At 63.8% G+C, this 24,677-nt stretch carries 17 protein-coding genes and 1 tRNA gene; 9 read left to right on the top strand and 9 right to left on the bottom strand.

The window, feature by feature from the left end:
* Nucleotides 1–60: 60 nt before the first annotated feature.
* The 3 genes from serB to mfd form a co-directional block, all read right to left on the bottom strand.
* Complete coding sequence (gene serB, locus C404_RS41110; RefSeq protein ID WP_021194610.1) at nt 61–918, bottom strand: phosphoserine phosphatase SerB; 858 nt, start codon at nt 916–918, stop codon at nt 61–63.
* Nucleotides 919–1,020: 102 nt separating this feature from the next.
* Complete coding sequence (argE, locus tag C404_RS41105) at nt 1,021–2,205, bottom strand: acetylornithine deacetylase (RefSeq protein ID WP_021194609.1); 1,185 nt, start codon at nt 2,203–2,205, stop codon at nt 1,021–1,023.
* Nucleotides 2,206–2,243: 38 nt separating this feature from the next.
* On the bottom strand, nt 2,244–5,675 hold the full coding sequence (mfd, locus tag C404_RS41100) for a transcription-repair coupling factor (RefSeq protein ID WP_021194608.1): 3,432 nt from the start codon (nt 5,673–5,675) through the stop codon (nt 2,244–2,246).
* Between the two features lie 457 nt (nt 5,676–6,132).
* On the opposite strand from mfd, the gene ispD reads away from it, so the two are divergent.
* Nucleotides 6,133–6,900, top strand: coding sequence for a 2-C-methyl-D-erythritol 4-phosphate cytidylyltransferase (gene ispD / locus C404_RS41095; protein ID WP_021194607.1), 768 nt, complete (start codon nt 6,133–6,135; stop codon nt 6,898–6,900).
* Nucleotides 6,897–7,403, top strand: coding sequence for a 2-C-methyl-D-erythritol 2,4-cyclodiphosphate synthase (gene ispF, locus C404_RS41090; RefSeq protein WP_021194606.1), 507 nt, complete (start codon nt 6,897–6,899; stop codon nt 7,401–7,403). The genes ispD and ispF overlap by 4 nt, the downstream gene beginning before the upstream one ends.
* Nucleotides 7,404–7,475: 72 nt before the next feature.
* Here the strand turns inward: ispF and C404_RS41085 are convergent, their stop codons facing one another.
* From C404_RS41085 to ompR, 4 genes are all read right to left on the bottom strand, one after another.
* Entirely contained in the window at nt 7,476–7,994 is a 519-nt protein-coding gene (locus C404_RS41085) for a carboxymuconolactone decarboxylase family protein (RefSeq protein WP_021194605.1), read from the bottom strand.
* 80 nt (nt 7,995–8,074) lie between these two features.
* The gene (locus tag C404_RS41080; protein WP_021194604.1) at nt 8,075–8,623 is read right to left on the bottom strand and encodes a peroxiredoxin; all 549 of its coding nucleotides are present in this window, start codon (nt 8,621–8,623) and stop codon (nt 8,075–8,077) included.
* A gap of 276 nt (nt 8,624–8,899) precedes the next feature.
* Nucleotides 8,900–10,261: an ATP-binding protein gene (locus C404_RS41075; protein ID WP_021194603.1), complete on the bottom strand. Its 1,362-nt coding sequence runs from the start codon at nt 10,259–10,261 to the stop codon at nt 8,900–8,902.
* 34 nt (nt 10,262–10,295) lie between these two features.
* Nucleotides 10,296–11,018 carry an osmolarity response regulator transcription factor OmpR gene (gene ompR / locus C404_RS41070; protein WP_004627064.1) on the bottom strand — a complete coding sequence of 241 codons (723 nt, stop codon included), beginning with the start codon at nt 11,016–11,018 and terminating at the stop codon, nt 10,296–10,298.
* A 186-nt stretch (nt 11,019–11,204) separates the two neighbouring features.
* Here ompR and C404_RS0129860 point away from each other — a divergent pair, with 186 nt between their 5' ends.
* The 3 genes from C404_RS0129860 to C404_RS41060 all read left to right on the top strand — a co-directional run bounded on the left by C404_RS0129860 (nt 11,205) and on the right by C404_RS41060 (nt 14,594).
* Nucleotides 11,205–11,669, top strand: coding sequence for a hypothetical protein (locus C404_RS0129860; RefSeq protein WP_235180646.1), 465 nt, complete (start codon nt 11,205–11,207; stop codon nt 11,667–11,669).
* An 80-nt stretch (nt 11,670–11,749) separates the two neighbouring features.
* Nucleotides 11,750–13,366: a DUF1800 domain-containing protein gene (locus tag C404_RS41065; protein WP_021194601.1), complete on the top strand. Its 1,617-nt coding sequence runs from the start codon at nt 11,750–11,752 to the stop codon at nt 13,364–13,366.
* A gap of 25 nt (nt 13,367–13,391) precedes the next feature.
* Nucleotides 13,392–14,594, top strand: a complete 1,203-nt coding sequence (locus tag C404_RS41060) for a DUF1501 domain-containing protein (protein WP_021194600.1) — start codon at nt 13,392–13,394, stop codon at nt 14,592–14,594.
* Here C404_RS41060 and hpnD read toward each other — a convergent pair whose 3' ends face one another.
* Entirely contained in the window at nt 14,595–15,428 is an 834-nt protein-coding gene (gene hpnD / locus C404_RS41055) for a presqualene diphosphate synthase HpnD (protein WP_021194599.1), read from the bottom strand.
* 196 nt (nt 15,429–15,624) lie between these two features.
* On the opposite strand from hpnD, the gene C404_RS41050 reads away from it, so the two are divergent.
* The 4 genes from C404_RS41050 to acnB all read left to right on the top strand — a co-directional run bounded on the left by C404_RS41050 (nt 15,625) and on the right by acnB (nt 23,231).
* Entirely contained in the window at nt 15,625–16,854 is a 1,230-nt protein-coding gene (locus C404_RS41050) for an efflux RND transporter periplasmic adaptor subunit (protein ID WP_021194598.1), read from the top strand.
* A gap of 36 nt (nt 16,855–16,890) precedes the next feature.
* Nucleotides 16,891–20,010: an efflux RND transporter permease subunit gene (locus C404_RS41045; protein ID WP_021194597.1), complete on the top strand. Its 3,120-nt coding sequence runs from the start codon at nt 16,891–16,893 to the stop codon at nt 20,008–20,010.
* A 128-nt stretch (nt 20,011–20,138) separates the two neighbouring features.
* Nucleotides 20,139–20,225 (top strand) — tRNA-Leu (locus tag C404_RS41040).
* Between the two features lie 420 nt (nt 20,226–20,645).
* Nucleotides 20,646–23,231, top strand: coding sequence for a bifunctional aconitate hydratase 2/2-methylisocitrate dehydratase (gene acnB / locus C404_RS41035; protein ID WP_021194596.1), 2,586 nt, complete (start codon nt 20,646–20,648; stop codon nt 23,229–23,231).
* Nucleotides 23,232–23,357: 126 nt separating this feature from the next.
* Here acnB and C404_RS41030 read toward each other — a convergent pair whose 3' ends face one another.
* Nucleotides 23,358–24,677: an MFS transporter gene (locus C404_RS41030; RefSeq protein ID WP_021194595.1), complete on the bottom strand. Its 1,320-nt coding sequence runs from the start codon at nt 24,675–24,677 to the stop codon at nt 23,358–23,360.

The raw sequence follows: 24,677 nt of genomic DNA, 5'->3' as shown, positions 1-24,677 counted from the left end.
CGATGAGCGGGGCGCACAGGTTGCGCCCCGTTTTGATTTCTTCAACCGGTGGTTGGTGCCTTACTGCTGCGGGAAGAGATTCAGCAACCCATCCAAGCCGACAACGTTGAACGCCACGTCGGCCTGCGCCTGCACGATAGGCTTGGCACGGAACGCCACCGATAAACCGGCGACACCCATCATCTTCAAGTCGTTCGAGCCGTCGCCCATGGCGATGGCGTTATGCGGCGTCACGCCCATGTCCTCGCAGAACGCCTTGAGCGTCTGCGCCTTCACGTCGGCATTGACGATCTCGCCGAGCACGCGGCCGGTCAGTTTGCCGTCCACGATCTCCAGCGTATTGGCGCGCGTGCGGTCGAGCCCCAGGCGCTCTTGCAGGCGCGAGGTGAAGAACTCGAAACCACCCGACACCAGCAGCGTGCGGATGCCCATGGCCTGCACGGCCTTGAGCATCTTTTCTGCGCCCAGGGAGAGTTGCAGACGCTCGTTGTAGACGCGTTCCAGCACGCTCGCATCCAGGTCCTTGAGCAGCTCGACACGGCGCGTCAGGCTCTCGTTGAAATCCTTGATCTCACCGCGCATCGACGCTTCGGTGATGGCGGCCACCTGCGGCTTGAGCCCGCAGAAGTCGGCAATCTCGTCGATGCACTCGATGGTGATGAGCGTGGAGTCCATGTCCATCGCCAGCACGCGGAAATCACCGAACGTCCATTCGTCGGGAATCCACGCGTAGTCCAGCTTCAGGTTGGCGCAGATGGCGTCGAGCTGGACGCGTAATTCGCTGGGCAACTCGTGCACCCATTCGATGGCGGCAACGTTGGGCGCGCGCATTTCAAAGGCGGCGGTGCCGAACAGGCTGCGGACGGACTCGATATCGCCGGTAGACAGCGGCGACAGGCTTTGCAGGACGACAGGCATGGGAGGACGGGAGGAAGGATGCGCCGGGGAAGCGCGCTATTGTAGCGAAGCCCCCGGTAGGAATGCGCCCCACCAAAAGGTGAGGCGTGCGCAGCACAAATTTCAGGCGGAGGCCGTCTCCGCCGTCAGGCTGTGGGCGACCTTGGCGAGGAAGCGATCGCAGGCGTCGAGCTGGGCCAGCTCCACGTATTCGTTGGCCTTGTGCGCCTGCTCAATGTTGCCGGGGCCGCACAGCACGGCCGGAATGCCGGCGCGCTGGAACAAGCCGGCCTCGGTGCCGTAGGCAACCTTGCGCTTGTCGTTGTCTTCGGTCAGCACGCGCACGAGCTGCGTGATGGCGGCCTGCTCGGAGGCATCCAGCGACGGTGCAGCGGCAATCTCGGCCAGTTCGATGCGGGCGTCCGGGTGCTCGCGCTGCATGGCGGGCTCGATGGTTTCGCGCACGTAGCGCTCCACGCGCGCGCGGATGGCGGGTGCATCCACGCCCGGCAGGTTGCGGAACTCGAACACGAATTCGCACAGTGCGGGGATCGTGTTGAGCGCGATTCCACCGTTGATCAGCCCTGTGGACGACGTGGTGAACGGCACGTCAAACGCCTCATCAAACGGACCCTGAGCGCGGAATTCATCGGCCAGATCGCGCACGAAGCAGATGATGCGCGCGGCGTACTCAATGGCGTTCACCCCCTGTGGCGTGAGCGACGAATGCGCGGCGCGGCCATGCACGCGGCAGCGGTAAGCATTGATGCCCTTGTGCGCAACGATGGGGCGCATGGAGGTGGGCTCGCCGACGATGCAGCCGGCAGGCTTGATGCCGCGCGCGATCAGGTCTTCGATCATGCGCGGCGCGCCAACGCAGCCGACTTCTTCGTCGTACGACAGCGCCAGGTGCACCGGCTCGCGCAGCTTGGCCTGCAGCAGCGACGGCACCAGCGCGAGCGATGACGCGATGAAGCCCTTCATGTCACACGTGCCGCGCCCGTACAGCTTGCCGTCGCGCACTTCCGAGTTAAACGGATCGCTGTCCCATTTCTGGCCGTCGACCGGCACCACATCGGTATGGCCTGACAGCGCGATGCCGCCTTGTACGCTGCCGTCCGCCGCCGGAATGGTGGCGAACAGGTTGGCCTTGTTGCCCTCGTCGTTATGCGAGAGGTGCGATTCAAGGCCGACGCCGCGCAGGTAGTCGCGCACGGTTTCGATCAGGGCGAGGTTGGAGCCGCGGCTGGTAGTGTCAAAACTGACCAGCTTGCGGGCCCAGTCGAGCGTAGAGAGAGCGGTGCTCATGGTGTGTCCTTATCTTTTGATTCGGCGATGCTAGCGCATCAGCTCAATTGCCGCATGGCATGGCGAATCGTCTGCGCCAGCGCGGCGGTCTCAGCGGGGATGTTCTCGATGCGCAGGCGGTCTTGGCCGGCAAGCTTGATCTGCCGGTTCTTCTGCACGAGGTCGATGATCTTGATCGCATCCACCGGCGGGTTGGGTATGAAGTGCAGCGTGACCGCCTCCGCGCCCTTGTCGATCTTGCGGATGCCCAGCGGCACGGCAGCTATGCGCAAGCGGTGCGTTTCGATGAGCGACTGTGCCTGTGGTGGCAGCTTGCCGAAGCGGTCGATCAGCTCTTCCTGGATGTTGTCGATGGTCTCGCCGCTCTCGCAGTTGGCCAGGCGCTTGTAGAGCGACAGGCGTTCCTGCACGTCGCCGCAATAGTCCTGCGGCAGCAGGGCAGGTGTGCCGAGGTTGATCTCGGTGGTGGCGGCCAGCGGCGCCATCAGGTCGGGCTCCTTGCCTGCCTTGAGCGACTTCACCGCCTGGTTGAGCATGTCGGTATAGAGCTGGAAGCCGATCTCGGAAATCTCGCCCGACTGCTTGTCGCCCAGTACCTCGCCAGCGCCGCGAATTTCCAGATCGTGCATCGCCAGGTAGAAGCCTGAACCCAGTTCTTCCATCTGCTGAATGGCTTCCAACCGGCGCTGCGCCTGCTTGGTCAGGCCGTCCAGGTCATGTGCCAGCAGATACGCATACGCCTGGTGGTGCGAGCGTCCGACGCGGCCGCGCAACTGGTGCAGCTGCGCCAGGCCGAACTTGTCGGCGCGGTGGATCAGGATCGTGTTGGCGGTTGGCACGTCGATGCCGGTTTCGATGATGGTCGTGCACAGCAGGATGTTGGCACGCTGGGCCACGAAATCGCGCATCACGCGCTCGAGTTCGCGCTCGTGCATCTGGCCATGGGCGACCACCACGCGCGCTTCCGGAATCAGCTCTTCCAGCTTGGCACGCTTGTTCTCGATGGTCTCGACTTCGTTGTGCAGGAAGTAGACCTGCCCGCCGCGTTTCAGCTCACGCAGGATGGCCTCGCGCAGCACGCCGTCTTCTTCGCGGCGCAGGAAGGTCTTGATGGCCAGGCGCTTTTGCGGCGCGGTGGCAATCACCGAGAAATCGCGCAGGCCTTCCAGCGCCATGCCCAGCGTGCGCGGGATCGGCGTCGCCGTGAGCGTGAGCACGTCCACCTCGGCGCGCAACGTCTTGAGCGCTTCCTTCTGGCGCACGCCAAAGCGGTGTTCTTCGTCGATGATGACGAGGCCGAGTCGATCGAACTTGACGTCCGGCGAAAGCAGCTTGTGCGTGCCGATCACGATGTCGATGGTGCCGGCGTTGATGGCCTCGATGGCACCGTCGATTTCCTTTTTGTTCTTGAAGCGCGAAATCTCGGCAATGCGCACGGGCCAGTCGGCAAAGCGGTCGACCAGTGTCTGGTAGTGCTGCTCGGCCAGCAGCGTGGTCGGCGCGAGGATGGCGACCTGCTTGCCGCCCATCACCGCCACGAACGCGGCGCGCAGGGCGACTTCTGTTTTGCCGAAACCGACGTCGCCGCAGACGAGGCGGTCCATCGGCTTGCCCGAGGTCATGTCGGCGATGACGGCGGCGATGGCAGCGGCCTGGTCGGGCGTTTCTTCAAAGCCGAAGCTCTCGGCAAATTTGACGTAGTCCTCGGGCGTGAGCGGGAAGGCAAAGCCCTGGCGCAACGCGCGGCGCGCGTACAGGTTCAGCAGCTCTGCCGCCGTGTCGCGAATCTGCTGCGCAGCCTTGCGCTTGGCCTTCTCCCACTGGCCGGAGCCGAGCGAATGCAGCGGCGCGGTTTCCGGATCGGCGCCGGAGTAGCGCGAGATCACATGCAACTGGTGCACCGGCACGTAGAGCTTGTTGCCCTTGTCGTAGTCGAGGTGGAGGAACTCCTCCTCGCCGTTGCCCATGTCGATGGAGATGAGCCCTTGGTAGCGGCCGATGCCATGTTCGCTGTGCACCACTGGGTCACCGATCTTCAGTTCGGCCAGGTCGCGCACCATGGCATCGACGGCGGTGGCCTGTTCCTGCTTGCGGCGGCCGGCGCGGCGCGTGGTCTGCGCGTACAGCTCGGTCTCGGTGATGATGGCGATGCGCTCATCTCCGAGGATAAAACCTTGGTACAGCGGTGCCACGCCCAACACGAATTTGGCGTCGCCGCTTATCAGGTCGGCATAGTCGGCCACGCCTTCCGGATGCAAACCGCTGGCGGCGAACATCTGCGCGAGCGTTTCGCGGCGGCCGGCGGATTCTGCGCAGATCATCACGCGGCAGTTGCTGCGCATCAGGAACGCTTCGAGGTTGACCAGCGGGTCTTCTGCGCGGCGGTTGACGGCGACATTGGGCAGCGGCAGCGAGAGCGGTGCATCGCCAGGCTCGGCGCGCAACACCAGACGTGCATGCGGCTTGGCCGCCACGAAGAACGCTTCCTCATCCAGATACAACGCGCCGGGCTCCAGCAACGGCCGTTCGCGGTCGTGGCGCATGAAGTTATAGCGCTGGGTGGTGTCGGCCCAGAAGCGGCGCACGGCGGCTTCGATGTCGCCAATGAAGGCCAGATGCGTGGCGCTCGGCAGATAGTCGAACAGCGTGGCGGTCTCTTCAAAGAACAGCGGCAGGTAGTACTCGATACCGGCCGAGGGCACGCCGTTGCCGATGTCTTTGTAGATGGGCGAGCGCGTCGGGTCGCCTTCGAACACCTCGCGCCAGCGTCCGCGGAAGGCGGTGCGCGAGGCCTCGTCCATCGGGAACTCGCGGCCCGGTAGCAGGCGCACTTCGTTTACGGGGTAGAGACTGCGCTGCGTGTCGGGGTCGAACGAGCGGATGGTCTCGATCTCGTCGCCGAATAGGTCGAGCCGATACGGCAGCGGCGAGCCCATCGGGAACAGGTCGATCAGGCCGCCGCGCACAGAGTATTCGCCGGGGCGCATGACGGCGCTGACGTGCTCGTAGCCGGCCAGCGTGAACTGCGCTTTGAGCGCAGCCTCGTCGAGCTTTTCGCCCTTCTTGAAGAAGAACGTGTAGGCCGCCAGGAACGACGGCGGCGCGATGCGCTGCAATGCCGTCGATGCCGGCACAAGCAGGATGTCGCACGCGCCGTTCTGCAGGTCATGCAGCGTGGCCAACCGTTCGGAGATCAAGTCCTGGTGCGGCGAGAAGTTGTCGTACGGCAGCGTTTCCCAGTCCGGCAGCAGCTTTACGCGCGCTTGCGGGGCAAACCAGCGCAGCTCTTCCGCCAGGCGCTGGGCGTCAACGGCGTTGGCACAAACTACCGCCAGCATGGGTACGGCAGCGCGATGCTGCTCCAGGTACCGTGCGAGCAGCAGGGCATCTGCCGCGCCTTGCAGGCCGCTGAATACGAAGCGCGCCCCCGGTTTGACGGCGGGCAGGGCAGAAAGCGAGAAATCGGACATGGGAGACGTCGGGTTCTTGTAGGACCGGTCGGCAAGGCAAAGCACGACACCCCGCCGGCGTTTGCAGGCGGGGTGTCATAGGGCCTGTCGTCACGAGAAACGTGCGCGCGCAAGGCTAATTTGGGTCGCAGGGCTAGGCGTGGGCGGCGCCGCTTGGTCACTCCAAGCAAGCCGGCCGCAACGACGCCGTGCGGCCCAAATTACCCTTGCCCTCCGGGTTGACCCTGCATTTTCCAAAATTCGGGGGCCATCTACTTTGTCGGGCACCTTGCAAAGGGAATGACCCTTTGCGGCGTTGCCCTTCGCGTAGCTGGCCCCGGCTCGGGTCAACGCGCGCACGTTTCTCGTGACGACAGGCCCTAACACTGGCCGCTATTATAAAATCCGCGCGAATTACATGCTGGTGACGGCTCAAAAACCGTGCAAACGCCGCATCCACGCTGATCTCTTGCACTCCATGTCCGAACCTTCCCGCCCAGGCCGACGCCGTTTTGCGCTGATTCCCTCAGCCGGCACCGGCTCGCGCGCCGGCGGCGATTTGCCCAAGCAATATCAGGTGATCGCCAGACGGCCGATGTTGTGGCACACCGCACAAGCCTTTCTGGGAAGCCCCGAGATCGATTCTGTGTTGATCGTGACGACGCCGGGCGCACAACCGCTCGTGCAGCGTTTTCCCGATGGCGGTTTCGATGCACCCAAGCTAGTCGAAGTGGATTGCGGCGGTGATTCGCGCCACGCGTCGGTCATGCATGGGCTGGCAGCGTTGCGCGGGCTGGGTGCGCACGACGACGATTGGGTGCTCGTGCACGATGCCGCCCGCCCAGGTCTGACACCTGCGCTGATTGCGCGGTTGGTCGCCGCGGTGGAGGGTGAGGGCTCGCAGGCCGTCGGTGGCATCCTCGCGCTGCCAGTGGCCGATACGCTCAAGCGTGCAGACGCCGAGCAGCACATCGGTGCCACGGTACAGCGTGATGGCCTGTGGCAAGCGCAAACACCGCAGATGTTTCCACTTGGCCTGTTGGAGCGCGCGTTGCGCGAGGCACTGGCGCAACAACGCATCGTTACCGATGAGGCCAGTGCCATTGAGGCGGCTGACCACAAGCCGTTGCTGGTGCCCGGCGCGCTGCGCAACTTCAAGGTGACGTACCCCGACGATTTCGCGCTGGCCGAGGCCATCCTCACGCAGCACGCACAAGACAAACCTCACAAGGCATCGCAAGCATGAACTGGATGGATATCCGCATTGGCCAGGGCTACGACGTACACGCCTTGGTAGAAGGCCGCAAGCTGATTCTCGGCGGCGTGGACATTCCTCACACGCGCGGGCTGCTCGGCCATTCCGATGCCGATGCGTTGCTGCACGCCATTACAGACGCGCTGTTCGGTGCCGCTGGCCTGGGCGATATCGGCCGCCACTTTCCTGACACCGATCCCGCCTTTGCGGGTGCCGACAGCCGCGTGCTCCTGCGTGAAGCCATGCAGCGTGTGCGCAAGGCTGGCTATGCCGTGGGCAATGTCGACGCCACCGTCATCGCACAGAAGCCGAAGCTCGCACCGCACGTGCCGGGCATGGTTGCCAACCTGGCAGAAGACCTCGGCATTGCGCCCGAGCGCTGTAACGTCAAGGCCAAGACCAACGAGAAGCTCGGCTTCGAAGGCAAGGAAGAGGGCATCGTCGCGCAGGCCGTGGTGCTGATCTATCGCGCGGAAGCCGCCGATCAAGACTGAAGTGTCGCTTGACGAAAAACGGCAGCCCGGATTGCTCCGGCGCTGCCGTTTTCGTTTGTGGAGCGTGATGGTCTATTCGGCCGCAATCACGATGGCTGCCGCGTTGATGACCGAAGCGATGCGCCCAACGTCGCGCAATTGCTGCGTGCTCATGCCCAGCTCCCTGAGCAGCTTGTAGTGGGAGCTCACGCAGAAGTGGCATTTGCCGACGATGGACGCTGCCAGGGCATACAGTTCAAAGCGCCGTCTGTCGATGCCGCCGTGGCTGCTGTAGGCGTTCATGCGGAGTTCGGCGCGCTGTGTTTTCAGGTCGGCGTCGTCGGCCATCTCAACAAACGGATACCACGTGTTGTTCATCCCCATGAGCGCCGCCGCGGTGAGCACGCCAGTCGTCTCCTCGGGCGACAGCACGCCGGCATTGCGGATGATTTCGGTCAGCACCTTGCTCTTCGCGGCAAAGGCTGCCGCGAGCGCCACGCCCACCGCATCCGTGCCCTCGAGTGAAGACCGCGCGATCGTGCCGTCTACATTCAGGCGGATGTCCTTGGCGTAGTCGGGTATCAAGCCTTTTATCGTCTGCAGGAATTCCATCGGCTGCTCCTATCGGCGGTGGCTGGAAAAAGGAAAGCCCGCGCAAGGCGGGCTTCGATTCGGCGTGCCTTGCGTGGCGATTACAGCGTGGCACCGCCAACCGCGCGGTTGCACGGGCACAGTTCGTCGGTCTGCAGGCCATCGAGAATGCGCAGGACTTCATCCGGGTTACGGCCCACGTTTAGGTTGTTGACCGACACGTGCTGGATGACGTTGTCCGGGTCGACGATAAACGTTGCACGCAATGCAACGCCGGCCTCATGTTCGCGTACGCCGAGCTGATCAATCAGGGCGCCGGTCGTGTCGGCAAAGGACCACTGGTTGAGCTTGTCGAGGTCTTTGTGCTCGCGGCGCCATGCGAGCTTGACGAACTCGTTGTCAGTCGAGCCGCCCAGCACCACGGTGTCGCGGTCTTCGAAATCGCCGTTGAGTTTGGCGAAGGCGACGATCTCGGTCGGGCAGACGAAGGTGAAGTCTTTCGGATAGAAGTAGATGACCTTCCACTTGCCGGGGAACGAGGTCTCGGTGATGTCTTCGAACGCCGACTGGCCGCCTTCCTCGTGATGATTGAACCCCGGCTTGACGCCGACGACCTTGAACGGTTCGAGCTTGTCACCAATGGTCTTCATGAGCGCCTCCTGAAGTTGTGCAGTGGGGAAACAGAGCTTGCAAACGCAGACTCTCGCCGCCGGCCCGGCAACGGGGAGAAGGGGAACGGAGAGACGAAGAACGCGGCGGCGGGAGAGCGCAGCCTGCCGGCTGGAGTATGGTTGACGATCTCGTAACCGGCTAGTTGATAATCTCAACGGCCGTCATAGCAGATACGCAGGGCATGCTGATTCGACCACGCTAGTCGCCGGGCATGACAGCCGTGAGAAGCAGGGGGTGTGCCTGAGCGGCGCGGATCAGTAGCGCGTGTAGCAGGCGCTGACGACCAGCCCGGTTTCCGGTGGTGTGCGGTTCTCCAGCACCAGCCGACCGCCGCTGCGCTGCAGGATGCGATTGACGATCGACATGCCGAGCCCGGCCCCCTTGGCCTCGCTGCGGGCAGATTCGAGCCGGTAGAACGGTCGCGTGAGCAGCCCAAGCTGATCGACGGGCACACCGGCGCCGCGATCGGCCACGCACAACACCACCTCGTTGTTCTGCAGCACGGTGCTAACCGTGATGTCGGCGCGGCCGGTGCCGGGCGTCTTGCCGTACCGGCGTGCGTTCTCAATCAGGTTGTCGAGAATGCGCTGCGTTTCCATCCGGTTGCAGCGGGCGATGGCCTGCGGTGCGAGCTTGAGCGTGAGATCGATGTCGTCGTGCGCCGAATACACCGGTGCCGTGTCGCGCACGAGTTCGGTCAGATCCACCTCTTCCTGCATCTCACTGGAAGGGCGCGCGTAGTCGAGGAACTGACCGATGATGGCGTCCATCTGCTCGATGTCGGCCACCATCAGCTCGCGCGTTTGTTCGTCGACGGGGCTCATCTCAGTTTCCAGCCGCAAGCGTGTGAGCGGCGTGCGCAAGTCGTGCGAGATACCGGCCAGCATGACGGCGCGGTCGGCCTCGAGCTGTTTGAGGTCGCGCACCATCTGGTTGAAGCTGTGATTCGCTTGCGCCACTTCGGTGCCACCGGCTTCCGGCAGTGCTTTCGGGTCGTCGCCCGCGCTGATGGCACGCGCCGTGTCGGCCAGACGCTTGAGCGGCTGGTTCACGCGCGAGGTGATGAATGCCGCGCCCAGCACGGACAGCACCAATGCCGCCATCGACCACCACAGCCATTGCAGCCCCGGTACGTGCTCGAAACGATCCGGGCTGATGGCAACCCAGTAGTCATCGCCTTCGATCTGGAAGCTCACCCACACGCCCGGAATATCGTTGACCGCCGTGGCGATCACCGTTTCGGCGCCCAGCCGGTTGCGGATTTCCTGCTGGACGAGTTGCGTCAGATAGGGGTTGGTGTGCGGCTCGCGGTACTCGTCTTCCTTCTCACGCGGGTAGACCTTGATGCCTTCGTTTTGCACGAGGTCCAACAGCAGGAAGCGCCGGCGCGCCGGGTCGGAATACAGCAGCGCCGCCCGCGTGAGCTTGACCACGCTGACCACCTGCATGGCGATCTGCTGCGCGCGTGGTTCACGCTCGAAAATGCGGAAGCTCTGGAACCAGACGCCCAGCGAGATCGCAATGAGCAGAGCGATCAGCATGAAGGTTCGCCAGAACAGCGAACCAAACACACTGATCAACAGATGCCGCAGCGCGGCCGGACGCGGAATGCGCAAGTCGGTTGCGGAAGAGAGGGGTTACTTGGCGCCCTTACTTGGCACCATCAGGAATGAACACGTAGCCCAGGCCCCAGACCGTCTGGATGAAGCGCGGGTTGCTGGCGTCAGGCTCGATCAGCTTGCGTAGGCGCGAGATCTGCACGTCCAGGCTGCGGTCGAAGACTTCGTATTCACGGCCGCGCGCCATTTCCATGAGCTTTTCGCGCGATAGGGGTTGGCGCGGATGGCGCGCAAACACCTTGAGCACGGAGAATTCGCCCGTCGTGAGCGTGATCTCTTCGTCGTTCTTCTTGAGCGTACGCGTGGCCAGGTTCAGCACGAAATCGCCAAAGGCGAAGGTTTCGGGCGTTTCCGACGGCGCACCCGGAATCTCGGCGGGCCCACGGCGGCGCAGTACGGCGTGAATGCGTGCAATCAGTTCGCGCGGGTTGAAGGGCTTGGGCAGATAATCGTCGGCGCCCATTTCGAGGCCGACAATGCGATCCACGTCTTCGCCCTTGGCGGTAAGCATGATGATGGGCGTCTGATCGTTCGCGCCGCGCAGGCGACGGCAGATCGACAGGCCATCTTCTCCCGGCATCATGAGGTCGAGCACGAGCAGGTCGAAGCGCTCACGCAGCCAGAGTTTGTTCATGGCGGTGGCGTTTTCCGCCACCAGCACGGTGAAGCCCTGCTCCCCGAGGTAGCGGCGCAGCAGATCGCGCAGGCGGGGATCGTCGTCGACGACGAGAATCTTTTGACCAGAATTTTCCATGGCGCTAATGGTAACGACAAAAACAGAGGCTCGTGGCGCGGCAGAACCCCAATTGAAACAGACGGTTACATTATTTACCGGGCCACACGAACAGTCTGTAGGAGGCACGGCTACACTGCCTTGGCGGTTCCTTAGATGGGGTCAAATAATGTTGACCCCCATAAAGGGGACTGGCGTGCAATGCGGTTGCCTGATATCGATTGTCGCGCAATGATGCATGGCGCATCGGTTTCCAGCAACATGGACGTGGCTTCTCTCTCTCTTTTGACGGATCGATCAGCAAGTTTCCGGCAGCGCTTGGCGCTGACGGCGTGTGCTGCCGCCCTCTGCCTGGCGTATCTGCCGGCACAGGCACGTGGGCCGCACAATGCGCCCCCCAGTGGATTTGGCGGCGGAAACGGGTTCGGTCGATTCAACGGCGGCAACTTTTTCGAGGCCGCCGCGCCGCACAAGGGCGGGAACCAAGGTGGGGCGCGCGGTAACGAGGCGGATGAACGCCGTCGCCGTGCCGCCGCCATGGAAAACCGCCGAGCCGAGAACGACGGCCGGTCGTCGCCACCCCCGCAGCGCAAGCTGTCACCCGAGGAACGCAAGCAGTTGCGTCAGAACATCTATGACGTCACGCGGGACATCTATCACCGTGGCGGCTAGGTAAGGGCCGAGGAACGGCGCGTAGTCGCTGCCCCGGCAAAAGCAGCAAAGGGGCAGTAGGGTCGACTCGGGGGACCGACATGCGAGTACGTGGCACGATTTTCTTGGCGCTGGCAGCCGCTGGCGTTCTTTCACTTCCACCCGCGCAGGCGGCGACGCAGGACAAGCCGCATCGCCACAGTAAGCGGCCCGTGGCACCCGCTGCAGACGAGCAGCGCCTGGACCGCGAAGACGCGCGCTATTTCCTCACCCGTATCGGTTTTTCGCCGTCTGAGAGCGAACTGGATACGTACGCCGGATTGACGCACCGCGAGGCCATCGACCGCGTGCTCGCCCAGACGGGCAAGGTTGCCACTACGCCGCCGCCGACGTGGGTCGACGAACCGATCATCCCCTACAACAAGCTGCCCGACGAAGACGCCCGCAAGGCCGCGCGCCAGAAGAACGCTGCGCACGAGCTGGAACTGCGTGCCTGGTGGATGGGCGAGATGATCAAGACGCCGTCGCCGCTGACCGAGCGCATGACGCTGTTCTGGCACAACCACTTCGTGTCCAGTACGCAGAAGGTGCCGTTTGCGCAGTTGATGTACCGGCAGAACGTGCTGCTGCGCCAGGACGCGGTCGGCAACTTTGGCACGATGCTGCACGCCATCGGCAAAGACCCGGCGATGCTGATCTACCTGGATGGCGCCGAGAGCCGCAAGGGCAAGCCGAACGAGAACTTCGCCCGCGAGGTGATGGAGCTCTTCACGCTGGGCGAGGGCCACTACACCGAGCAGGACATCAAGGAAGCCGCGCGTGCTTACACGGGCTGGAGCATCGACCGTGATCACGACTTTGCCTACCTCTGGCGCCCGCAGATCCACGACACTGGCGTGAAGACTGTGTTCGGCCAGGGCGGCGATTACGACGGCGACCAGATGCTCGACATCCTGCTGTCCCGCCCCGAGACGGCCACCTTCATTGCGACCAAGCTGTGGCGCGAGTTCGTTTCACCTGACCCGGACGCGGCGCAAGTGCAGCGGGTGGCCGATGCGTTCCGCTCAAGCGGCTACGACATCAAGGTTGCCCTGCGCGAGCTGTTCATGACGCCGGCCTTCTGGGCACCGCAGACGCGCGCGACGCTGGTGAAGTCTCCGGTGGAGATGATTGTCGGCACGCTCAAGGAATTCAACGTGCAGTACTCCGACCCGACGCCGTTCGCGATCAAGTCTGCCCAGCTTGGGCAGAACCTGATGGCACCGCCCAACGTGAAGGGCTGGCCGGGCGGCGATGCGTGGATCAATTCGACCACGCTGCTGGGGCGCAAGCAGTTTCTCGATCAGTTGTTCCGTTCGACCGAGATGAAGGCGCCGGCACAGCAGGCCCAGCAGCAGAAGCCCGGCGTGATGGTGGCGGCCATGCGTGCAGACCTGAAGGAAGGCGGCGCCGTGCAGGGCTTGGGGCAGGCGCTCAAGGGCATGGGCCAGGAGGGGCGCTTCAAGCTGGCCCAGTCGCAGACGATGGTGTCGTTCAACTCGGCCAAGTGGCTGGCGCAGTTTGGGGCGGATGGGGATGACCCGCCGCAGCTTGGGCCGCGCATTTCGATCCAGCGCGCTGTGCTGCCGATCGAGCCCACCGCACCCATCCCCGTCAAGCTGGCTGGTACCGCGTACCTGCGCACGCTGATGATGGACCCCGCCTACCAATTGAAGTAACGCCATCTCTGCAGGAGCACACATCATGGAACGTCGCGATTTTCTGAAGGCTGGCGCCATGCTCGGCCTTGGTGGCGCCGCATCTGGCATCCCTGGCGTTGTCTTTGCGCAGGGGCAGCGGGATCAGGGCGGGCGCAAGGGCTACGGCAATCTGCTGATTCTCATTGAGCTCAAGGGCGGCAACGACGGCTTGAACACTGTCGTGCCGTACACCAGTGCGCAGTACTACGCGCTGCGCCCGCGTATCGCCATCAAGCGCGAGCAGGTGCTGCAACTCGATGACCGCTACGGCCTGCACCCGTCTTTGCAGGGGATGATGCCGCTGTGGCAGGCGGGTGAGCTGTCGGTGGTGCAGGGGCTGTCGTATCCGCAGCCGAATCTTTCGCATTTTCGCTCGATCGAGATCTGGGATACGGCGTCGCGCTCGGATCAATACCTGCGAGAAGGCTGGTTGACGCGCGCGTTTGCTGCACGGCCGGTGCCGGCTTCGTTCGGTGCGGACGGTGTGATCATTGGCACTGCGGATCTTGGCCCGCTCGATGGCGGCTCCCGGGCGGTGGCGCTGGCCAATCCGGACGCGTTCCTCAACGACGCGAAGCTGGCGATGCCGTCTCACGCCATGGGCAATGCCACGCTTGAGCACGTGCTGAAAGTCGAGGCGGATATCGTCAAAGCGGCCGACGGGCTGCGTCCGAAGGCGGGCAAGTTTGCGTTCCAGACGCACTTCCCGGATGGCGGCTTCGGCAACTCGATCAAGGCGGCGATGCAGGTGGTGGCCGCGCCCGGACATGGCGGGGCCGATGTGGCCGTGGTGTGCCTGTCGCTGGGCAGCTTTGATACGCATACGAACCAGCAGGGCACGCAGGCGAATCTGCTGAAACAGTTGGGCGATGGCATTGCCTCGCTCAAGAGCGCGCTCACGGAATTGGGGCGCTGGAACGACACGCTGATCGTGACGTATTCCGAGTTCGGTCGCCGCCCACGTGAGAACCTGAACAATGGCACGGACCATGGCACCGCCGCTGCGCATTTCGTGGCAGGCGGTCGTGTGAAGGGTGGACTGGCCGGGCAGGGGCCGATGCTGGAGCGGCTGGATGGCGGCGGCAATCTCGATCCATCGGTCGATTTCCGCTCGCTTTACGCGACGGTGCTGGAGCGCTGGTGGGGAATGGATTCCCAGTCCGTGCTTGCCGGGCGGTTCGCCCCGCTCGACCTCATCAAGGCCTGATCAGCCGCGGATTTGTGTCTTCCAGGCCAGCCATAGCTTGCGCAGCGGCGTGAGGTCGGTGCGCTGCGTGAGCACCTGGAAGCCGTCCGCCTCCACCTCATCGAGCAGCCGCATGGCCAGCACGCCGCGGATCAGCGCTGAGCGCTGGGCGCGGCGGTCTTCAGCGGGCAATGCGGCCAGGGCTTCCTTGTAGGTCGTGCGGGCACGCTCGGCCTGGAACGCCATCAGCGGCTTGAAGCCCTCTGCATAGCGGCGGTTGAACAGGTCGGCCGCCGGTACGTTGAAGCGCTGCAGTTCGTCCACGGGAACGTAGACGCGGTTGTGGCGCACGTCTTCCCCCAGGTTGCGAATGAAGTGGACCAACTGCTCGGCCAGCGACAGCAGCCGTGCGAATTCCAGCGTGCGCGCATGCGTGTGGCCGGCGATGCGTGCAGCCAGTCGGCCCGCCACACCGGCTACCTGATCGCCATGGCGACGCAGGTTGGGCCAGTCCAGGTAGCGGTTCTGCATGGCGTCGGCCTCTACGCCTGCCAGCAGTTCGCCCAGGTGCACTGCGCCAATGTCATAGGCTGACAGGTGCGGTTGCAGCGCCTTGGTGGCGGGGTGTTCGGGGCGTCCTTCGAATAGTCGGGCCAACTCCAGGCGCCACCATTGCAGCTTTGTTTGCACGACGGCCGGGTCGGTCGCATCACGCACGGCATCTTCCAGTTCACGGCGCACGGCTTCCAGCGCGATGGTCGCGCGGCGGCGCTCGGGCGTCAGAAACAATACGCTGTAGTACACATCGCTGCCGGGCGGGGCGGCCTTGTCGGCGCAGTAGTCGTCGGGGGTCACGGGAGAGGCCGTCGCGGTGGACGTGATGTCGGAAGATAAGCTGGGCGGCCATTCTACATGGCGCTGCAGTGCAGCATGCGAGAGGCCGCTGCCAAGCGGTCAGCAATAAAAGTCAATCAGACCACGCCGTGTCGTTGACCCTGCGCATTGCCGTGGGTATATTACTGACCGGTCAGTTATTTACTGAGAGCGTGTCATGCCCGCCGTGCCTGCGATGTATCCGTCGTACCTGCATTCCGACTCCACCGGTTCCTCCGACACGCTTGCGCTGTCGCGAGGGCGCTCTTGGTCTCTGGCCATATCAACGGTCTTGCTGACTGGCGCAGTGCTGTTGGCTGGCTGCAGCAAAGAACAGCCCAAGGCGCCAGAAGTCCGCCCCGTACGCACCCTGACGGTCACCAGCGAGCAGGGCGCCGGCACCGCAGAATTCTCCGGCGATGTGCGCCCGCGCATTGAATCGCGCCTGGGCTTCCGCGTGCCGGGCAAGATCGTCGCGCGGCTGGTCGACGTGGGGGCTACGGTCAAGAAAGGGCAAGTGCTGGCTCGCCTGGACCCTGCCGATCTGGCGTTGGCGCAGCAGTCGGCCCAGGCCCAGTTGTCGGCCGCCAAGACTGACCGCGATCTGGCTGCGGCCGATCTCAAACGTTTTTCTGAGCTCTTTGCCAAGGGCTTCATCAGCGCGGCTGAGCAGCAACGTCATCAAGCCAACTACGACGGCGCGCAGGCTCGCTACGAGCAGGCCGCTGCCGGCTATCGCAATCAGTCCAACCAAGCCGCCTATGCCACGCTCGAAGCCGATGCAGATGGCGTAGTGACGGGCGTCGACGCCGAAGTCGGGCAAGTGGTGTCTGCCGGTCAGCCGGTCGTGCGCGTGGCGCAGACGGCCGAGAAAGAGGTTGTGGTTGGCATTCCCGAAGACCAGGTGGACACACTGCGCAAATCGCCCGACGTGAGCGTCAAGCTGTGGGCAGACCAGTCGCGCAGCATTCCGGGCAAGGTGCGTGAGATTGCGCCAGCGGCCGACCCGCTCACGCGTACGTACACCGTGAAGATTTCGGTACCGAACCCGCCGCCCGAACTGAAGCTGGGCATGACGGCAGTGGCCAGGTTCGTGCGCCCTGCAGTTGGCACATCGGGTGGTGCGGACAGTGGCGGCATGGGGGTGCGCGTGCCGATCAGCGCGCTGCTGCAGGAGCAGGGCAAGAACGTGGTGTGGCTGTATGACGCCGCATCGCAAACGGTCAAGCCCGTGCCGGTGACGGTGGGTGAGCCGCGCGACAACGTGCTGCTCGTCACCAGCGGCCTGACACCCGGCCAGACCATCGTGACCGCCGGCGTGCACCTGCTCAAGCCTGGCCAGAAGGTGATGCCGATGGCCCCGGCGGATCAGCCGTCGGCCCAGTCCGCCATCACGCCGCGCCGCTAAGTCGGCTTTCGCCCCAACACGCCAAACTTCGCGCGCATGGAACATTCCCGTTTCAACCTGTCACGCTGGGCGCTTGAGCATCAACCGCTCACGCGTTTTCTGCTGGTGGCGCTGTTGCTCGGCGGCATCTTTGCGTATTCCAAACTGGGGCAGGATGAAGACCCGCCCTTCACCTTCCGCGCGATGGTGGTGCAGGCCTTCTGGCCCGGCGCCACGGCCGAGCAGATGTCGCGCCAGGTGACCGACAAGATCGAGAAGGCGCTGCAGGAAGTGCCGTACGCCTGGAAGATCCGCAGCTATTCCAAGCCAGGCGAAACGCTGGTCACGTTCCAGTTGGCCGATACGTCGCCCGCCAAGGAGACGAAGCAGCTCTGGTACACGGTGCGCAAGAAGGTGGGAGACATCGCGCCCACGCTGCCCCAAGGTGTGCGCGGGCCGTACTTCAATGACGACTTCGGCGATGTGTACGGCTCGATCTACGCGCTGTCCGCCGATGGCTTTACCTATCGCCAGCTCAACGATTACGCCGATTCGATCCGCCAGCAACTGCTGCGCGTGCCCAACGTCGCCAAGGTGGAAACGCTGGGCGATCAGGACGAGAAGATCTACATCGAATTCCAGCAAGCCAAGCTGGCGCAGATGGGGCTGGACATCAACAGCATCGCCACGCAGATTGGCCAGCAGAACAACATCGGCCCCAGCGGCGTATTGGTGACGCCGACCGACAACGTGCAGATTCGGCTGTCCGGCCAGTTCTCAGACATTCGTGATCTGGAGAACCTCACGCTGCGCGGCCCCGGCGGCACGACCAACATCCGCCTGGGCGACATCGCCACCGTCAAGCACGGCTACATCGACCCGCCGCACGCCAAGATGCGCTTCAACGGCAAGGAAGTCATCGGCCTGGGCATTTCGATGACCAAGGGTGGCGACATCATCCAGCTGGGCAAGGACCTGCGCGCCACGGTCGACAAGATCCGCGCGAAGCTGCCGATGGGCATTGAGATGGAGCAGGTGCAGAACCAGCCGAAATCGGTGCAGAACTCGGTGGGCGAATTTGTGCACGTGCTGATCGAGGCCGTGGTGATTGTGCTGGGCGTGAGCTTCCTCTCGCTGGGGTTGCACACCAAGCCGAAGCTGCGCATCGACGTATGGCCGGGGTTGGTGGTGGGCCTGACGATCCCGCTGGTTCTGGCGGTGACGTTCCTGTTCATGAACATCTTCGACATCGGCCTGCACAAGATATCGCTCGGCGCGCTGATCATTGCGCTGGGCCTGCTGGTGGACGACGCGATCATCGCGGTCGAGATGATGGTGCGCAAGCTGGAAGAGGGCTTCTCCAAGATGGAAGCCGCCACCTTTGCGTATAGCTCCACGGCCATGCCGATGCTGACCGGCACACTCATCACCGCCACGGGCTTCCTGCCGGTGGGGCTGGCGCGTTCGACGGTGGGTGAGTACACCTTCGGCATCTTTGCGGTGACGGCGCTGGCGCTGGTGCTGTCGTGGTTTGCGGCGGTGGTGTTTGTGCCGTACCTCGGCTTTCTGCTGTTGCGCACCAAGTCGCACGTGGGCGACGGCGGCCACCATGAGCTGTTCGATACGCCGTTCTACAACCGCTTCCGCGGCTGGGTGAACTGGTGCGTGGAATACCGCAAGACGGTGATCGTCGTGACGTTGGTGACGTTCGGGCTGGGTGTGTTTGGCTTCAAGTTCATCGAGAAGCAGTTCTTCCCCGATTCCAGCCGCCCCGAGTTGATGGTGGAACTGTGGTTGCCGGAAGGCTCCAGCTTCAGCCAGACCGAGGCTGAGGCCAAGCGTTTTGAAACGCTGATGCGCAAGGAGCAGAACGTCGACAGCGTGACGCTGTTCATCGGCTCCGGCGCGCCGCGCTTCTACCTGCCGCTGGACCAGATCCTGCCGCAGACCAACGTGGCGCAAGCCATCATCATGCCGACGTCACTGGAGGCGCGTGCCGGTGTGCGGCAGCACGTCATCGGCTTGCTCAAATCACAATTCCCGCACCTGCGCGGTCGCGTGAAGCTGCTGCCCAATGGCCCGCCCGTGCAGTATCCGGTGCAGTTCCGCGTGATGGGCCCGGACATGGGCGGCGTGCGCAAGATTGCCGATCAGGTCAAGGCGATCATGGTCGCCAACCCGAACACCGTGGGCGTGAACGACAACTGGAACGAGAACGTCAAGGTGCTGCGCCTGGACATCGACCAGGACAAGGCACGCGTGCTGGGCGTGTCGACGGGTTCGATCTCGCAGGTCACGCAGACGGTGATGTCGGGTGCGCCGATCGCCCAATACCGTGATGGCGACAAGCTGCTCGATATCGTCATGCGCCCGCAGGAAGACGAGCGCAACACGCTCGACGCACTACAACGCGCGCAGGTACCGACCGCCAGCGGCCGCACCGTGCCGCTCACGCAGGTGGCGCGCGTGGGCTTTGCGTGGGAGCCGGGCGTGATCTGGCGCGAGAACCGCGACTACGGCATCACCGTGCAGTCCGACGTGGTCGATGGCGTGCAGGGCCCGACCGTGACCGCGCAGATCAACCCGCTGCTCGACAAGATCCGTGCGGACTTGCCGCCCGACTACCAGATCAAGATCGCCGGCGCGGAAGAAGAGAGCGCCAACGCAGGTGCGTCGATTGCCGCGCAGATGCCGCTGTGCATCTTCATCATCTTCCTGCTGTTGATGCTTCAACTGCACAGCTTCTCGCGCTCGGTGATGGTGTTCCTGACCGGTCCGCTCGGGTTGATCGGTGCAGCGGCGACGCTGTTGCTACTGCGTGCGCCGATGGGCTTCGTGGCGCAACTCGGGATCACCGCGCTCATCGGCATGATCATCCGCAACTCGGTCATTCTGGTGGACCAGATCGAGCAGGATGTGGCGGCCGGCGTGCCCACCTGGACAGCCATCGTCGAGGCTGCTGTGCGGCGTTTCCGCCCGATCATCCTGACGGCGGCAGCGGCGGTGCTGGCGATGATCCCGCTCTCACGCAGCGTGTTCTGGGGGCCGATGGCGGCGGCTATCATGGGTGGCCTGATCGTCGCCACGGTGCTGACGCTGCTGTTCCTGCCGGCACTGTATGCGGCGTGGTTCCGCGTCAAGCGGCCCGAAGCCGACGCGCCCGCGCCGACTGCCTGAGGTTCGCATCCATCCGAAAGCCGCCCCGGCCAATCATGTCGGGGCGGGGATGGAAACCTACGAATGACTGCGATATAATCGCGGGCTTCCTTTCCGGCGCCCCATCAACGGGCGCCGCGATCCATCCAGCGAGGGTGGCGAAATTGGTAGACGCACCAGGTTTAGGTCCTGACGCCAGCAATGGTGTAGGGGTTCGAGTCCCCTCCCTCGCACCAGCATTCCCTTATCCATCGGGCCAGTAAGTTCTCTGGCCGGCAAGAATCCTGTGGGGTTTTGCCGGTTTTGCGCCCGAGTTGCCTGAATTTCCGCCGGTACTGCGTACGAATTGCGAGAGATCCCTGAGGGCATTCTCGCCGCTGTTCACGTCACGTGCGCCGAATCCGCTGCGGTATCCAGATAAGCCCAGACAAGCCGCTTGCCAAATGCGAACGTCGTGCGGCCTAGGGGCAGGGCACTGGCCGAGCCGGCGAATCAGCCCTGAACGCGGTCATTTTGCCTTCTCACTCTTATATAAGATATAAGACATTTGACCTCGCCGAGTGTTGCGATTAGAATCGCGCCGAAGCGGCGCCCGGGGTAGCACTCGGCGTGCCGGAAAAACCGTCCTCTGAAACGCAATCCCAGCAGGTCTCCCCATGCTTGAAAACTATCGCGCTCACGTGGCCGCTCGCGCCGCGCTCGGTATTCCCCCGTTGCCGCTGACGGCTCAACAGACCGCCGAACTGGTCGAACTGCTGACCAACCCGCCCGCAGGCGAAGAGCAGACCCTGGTCGACCTGATTACCCACCGTGTGCCCGCAGGCGTGGACGAAGCCGCCCGCGTGAAGGCCGGCTTCCTGGCTGCCGTGGCCAAGGGCGAGACCGCCTGCGCGCTGATTTCGCGTGCGCACGCCACTGAGCTGCTCGGCACGATGCTGGGCGGCTACAACATCCAGCCGCTGATCGAGCTGCTGTCGGATGAAGCCGTCGCCGCCACGGCCGCTGACGCGCTGAAGAAAACCCTGCTGATGTTCGACCAGTTCCACGACGTCAAGGAACTCGCCGACAAGGGCAACGTGCACGCGAAGGCCGTGCTGCAGAGCTGGGCCGATGCCGAATGGTTCACGAGCCGCCCGGAAGTGCCGCAAAGCCTGACCATCACCGTGTTCAAGGTGACGGGCGAAACCAACACCGACGACCTGTCGCCGGCGCCGGACGCCACCACCCGCCCGGACATCCCGATGCACGCACTGGCGATGCTGAAGAACGCGCGCCCCGGCATCACGCCGGAAGAAGACGGCAAGCGCGGTCCGGTCAAGTTCATCGAATCGCTGAAGGAAAAGGGCCACCTGGTCGCCTACGTGGGCGACGTGGTTGGCACCGGCTCCTCGCGCAAGTCGGCCACCAACTCGGTGCTGTGGTTCACGGGCGAAGACATTCCGTTCGTGCCGAACAAGCGCTTTGGCGGCGTGTGCCTGGGCGGCAAGATTGCCCCGATCTTCTACAACACGATGGAAGATGCCGGCGCACTGCCGATCGAGCTCGACGTGTCGCAAATGGAAATGGGCGACGTGGTTGAGCTGCGCCCGTACGAAGGCAAGGCGCTGAAGAACGGCGCCGTGATCGCTGAATTCCAGGTCAAGTCCGACGTGCTGTTTGACGAAGTGCGCGCCGGCGGCCGCATTCCGCTGATCATCGGCCGCGGCCTGACCGCGAAGGCACGTGAAGCGCTCGGCCTCGCGCCGTCGACGCTGTTCCGCCTGCCGCACCAGCCGGCCGACAGCGGCAAGGGTTTCTCGCTCGCGCAGAAGATGGTCGGCCGCGCATGCGGTCTGCCGGAAGGCCAGGGCGTGCGCCCGGGCACGTACTGCGAACCGAAGATGACCTCGGTCGGCTCGCAAGACACCACCGGCCCGATGACCCGCGACGAGCTGAAGGACCTCGCGTGCCTCGGCTTCTCGGCCGACCTCGTGATGCAGTCGTTCTGCCACACCGCCGCGTATCCGAAGCCGGTCGACGTGAAGACGCACCAGACGCTGCCGAACTTCATCAGCACGCGCGGCGGTATTGCGCTGCGTCCGGGCGACGGCGTGATCCACTCGTGGCTGAACCGCATGCTGCTGCCCGACACCGTCGGCACCGGCGGCGACTCACACACGCGCTTCCCGATCGGTATCAGCTTCCCGGCAGGTTCGGGCCTGGTCGCATTCGCGGCCGCCACCGGCACGATGCCGCTGGACATGCCGGAATCGGTGCTGGTCCGCTTCAAGGGCAAGATGCAGCCGGGCGTCACGCTGCGTGACCTGGTCAACGCGATCCCGCTGTACGCGATCAAGCAAGACATGCTGACGGTCGCCAAGCAAGGCAAGAAGAACATCTTCTCGGGCCGCATCCTCGAAATCGAAGGCCTGCCTGACCTGAAGGTCGAGCAAGCGTTCGAACTGTCGGATGCCTCCGCTGAGCGTTCGGCTGCCGGTTGCACGGTGCACCTGAACAAGGAACCGATCATCGAGTACCTGAACAGCAACATCACGCTGCTCAAGTGGATGATCGCGCAGGGTTACCAGGACGCCCGCAGCCTGCAACGCCGCATCAAGGCGATGGAAGCCTGGCTGGCCGATCCGCAACTGCTGCAACCGGATGCCGACGCCGAATACGCCGCCGTCATCGAGATCGACCTGGCCGACATCCATGAGCCGATCGTCGCATGCCCGAACGACCCGGACGACGTGAAGACGCTGTCGGACGTCGCAGGCGCGAAGATCGACGAAGTGTTCATCGGCTCGTGCATGACCAACATCGGCCACTTCCGTGCCGCGTCGAAGCTGCTGGAAGGCAAGCGCGACATTCCGGTCAAGCTGTGGGTGGCCCCGCCGACCAAGATGGACCAGAAGCAACTGACCGAAGAAGGCCACTACGGCGTGTTCGGCACGGCCGGTGCGCGCACCGAAATGCCGGGCTGCTCGCTGTGCATGGGTAACCAGGCTCAGGTGCGCGAAGGCGCGACGGTCATGTCGACGTCAACCCGCAACTTCCCGAACCGTCTGGGCAAGAACACGAACGTGTATCTGGGCTCGGCGGAACTGGCGGCGATCTGCTCGCGTCTGGGCAAGATCCCGACCAAGGAAGAGTACATGGCCGATATGGGCGTGCTCACCGCCAACGGCGACAAGATCTACCAGTACATGAACTTCGATCAGATCGAAGACTTCAAGGAAGTCGCCGACACCGTGCAGATGTAATCGGGTTGTCGGGCTACGGCGGGTTGTTTCCGTCGTAGTGGCATGAAAAACGCCGCGGGCTGTATGTCTGCGGCGTTTTTTTTGGCGCTTCACCTAGCCCAGCGGGGTTCGCCTGGCGGGAAAGGCTCACGCATCAGGCGTGCCCAGCGCCTGGTTGATCCGCAGGGCAATCAACGTACCCGCCACGCCTGACAGCAAATACAGGCTGACCGCCGCAAGGCCAAACAGCGACGATAGCCCTAGCGCCACCAGCGGCGCGAATGCCGCGCCAAACAGCCAGCCGAAGTCCGTGGTCAGGGCAGCACCGGTATAGCGGAACCTACGCTCGAAGTTCGATGTCACGATCCCGGCCGCCTGGCCGTACGACAGCCCCAGCAGACCAAAACCCACCAGGATGAAGGTGTCCTGTCCCGCGACACCGCCGTCGAGCAGCCAGGGCGTGGCCAAGCTGAAGATGCCGATCAGCACGGCCATGGTCGCCAGCGTGGTGCGCCGGCCGATGCGGTCCGCAATCAAGCCGGAGATCAGCGTGCCGATGAGTGCGATCACAGCGCCGACAATCTGCACCGCCAGGACGGCGGACACACTCTGTGTTTTGCGCAGGACCACCCAAGACAGCGGGAACACCGTCACCAGGTGGAATAGCGCATAACTGGCCAGCGCCGCGAAGGCCCCCAGGAAGATGTTGAAACCCTGCGCGTTCACCATCTGCAAGGTGCTGATCGGCTCTAGTTCGCCTTCTTCGAGCAGCTGCGTGTATTCGTGCGTCACCACCAGCCGCAGCCGTGCAAACAGTGCCACGACGTTGATGGCAAACGCCACGTAGAACGGATAGCGCCAGCCCCAGTCGATGAATTCCTGGAAGGTCAGGCTGGAGTAGAGGAACAGGAACAACGCTCCCGCGATGATGAAGCCGGTTGGCGCGCCCAGTTGCCCCAGCATGGCGTACCAGCCGCGCTTGTTCTCGGGCGCGTTCAGTGCGAGCAGTGAAGGCAGGCCATCCCACGAACCGCCAAACGCGATGCCCTGCATGAAGCGAAACAGCGCCAGCAGATAAATTGCCGAATGACCAATCGACGCGTACGGCGGTAGGAACGCGATGCCCACCGTGGCGGTGCCCAGTAGAAACAACGACGCGGTCAGCTTGATGCCGCGCCCCCACCGGCGCTGGATACGCATGAACAGCGCCGTGCCGAACGGGCGCCCGATAAAGGCAAACGAAAAGATCGTGAAGCTGAACAGCAGCCCAGCCAGTTCGCCAGTGAACGGAAAGTAGACCGTCGGGAAGACGAGCACCGAGGCGATGCCGTAGACGAAGAAGTCGAAGTACTCCGACGCTCGCCCGATCACCACGCCTGTGGCGATCTCGGCAGGTGCCACTTCATGGTGCCCAGGGGCGGGCGGCGCAGTGGGAGAGGCGCGATGCTGGTGGGTCAGACTGGCCAT

Origin of the sequence: Ralstonia sp. AU12-08, assembly GCF_000442475.1 — a bacterium.
Classification (GTDB): domain Bacteria; phylum Pseudomonadota; class Gammaproteobacteria; order Burkholderiales; family Burkholderiaceae; genus Ralstonia; species Ralstonia insidiosa.
This window is presented reverse-complemented; position numbering and strand designations above follow the sequence as displayed.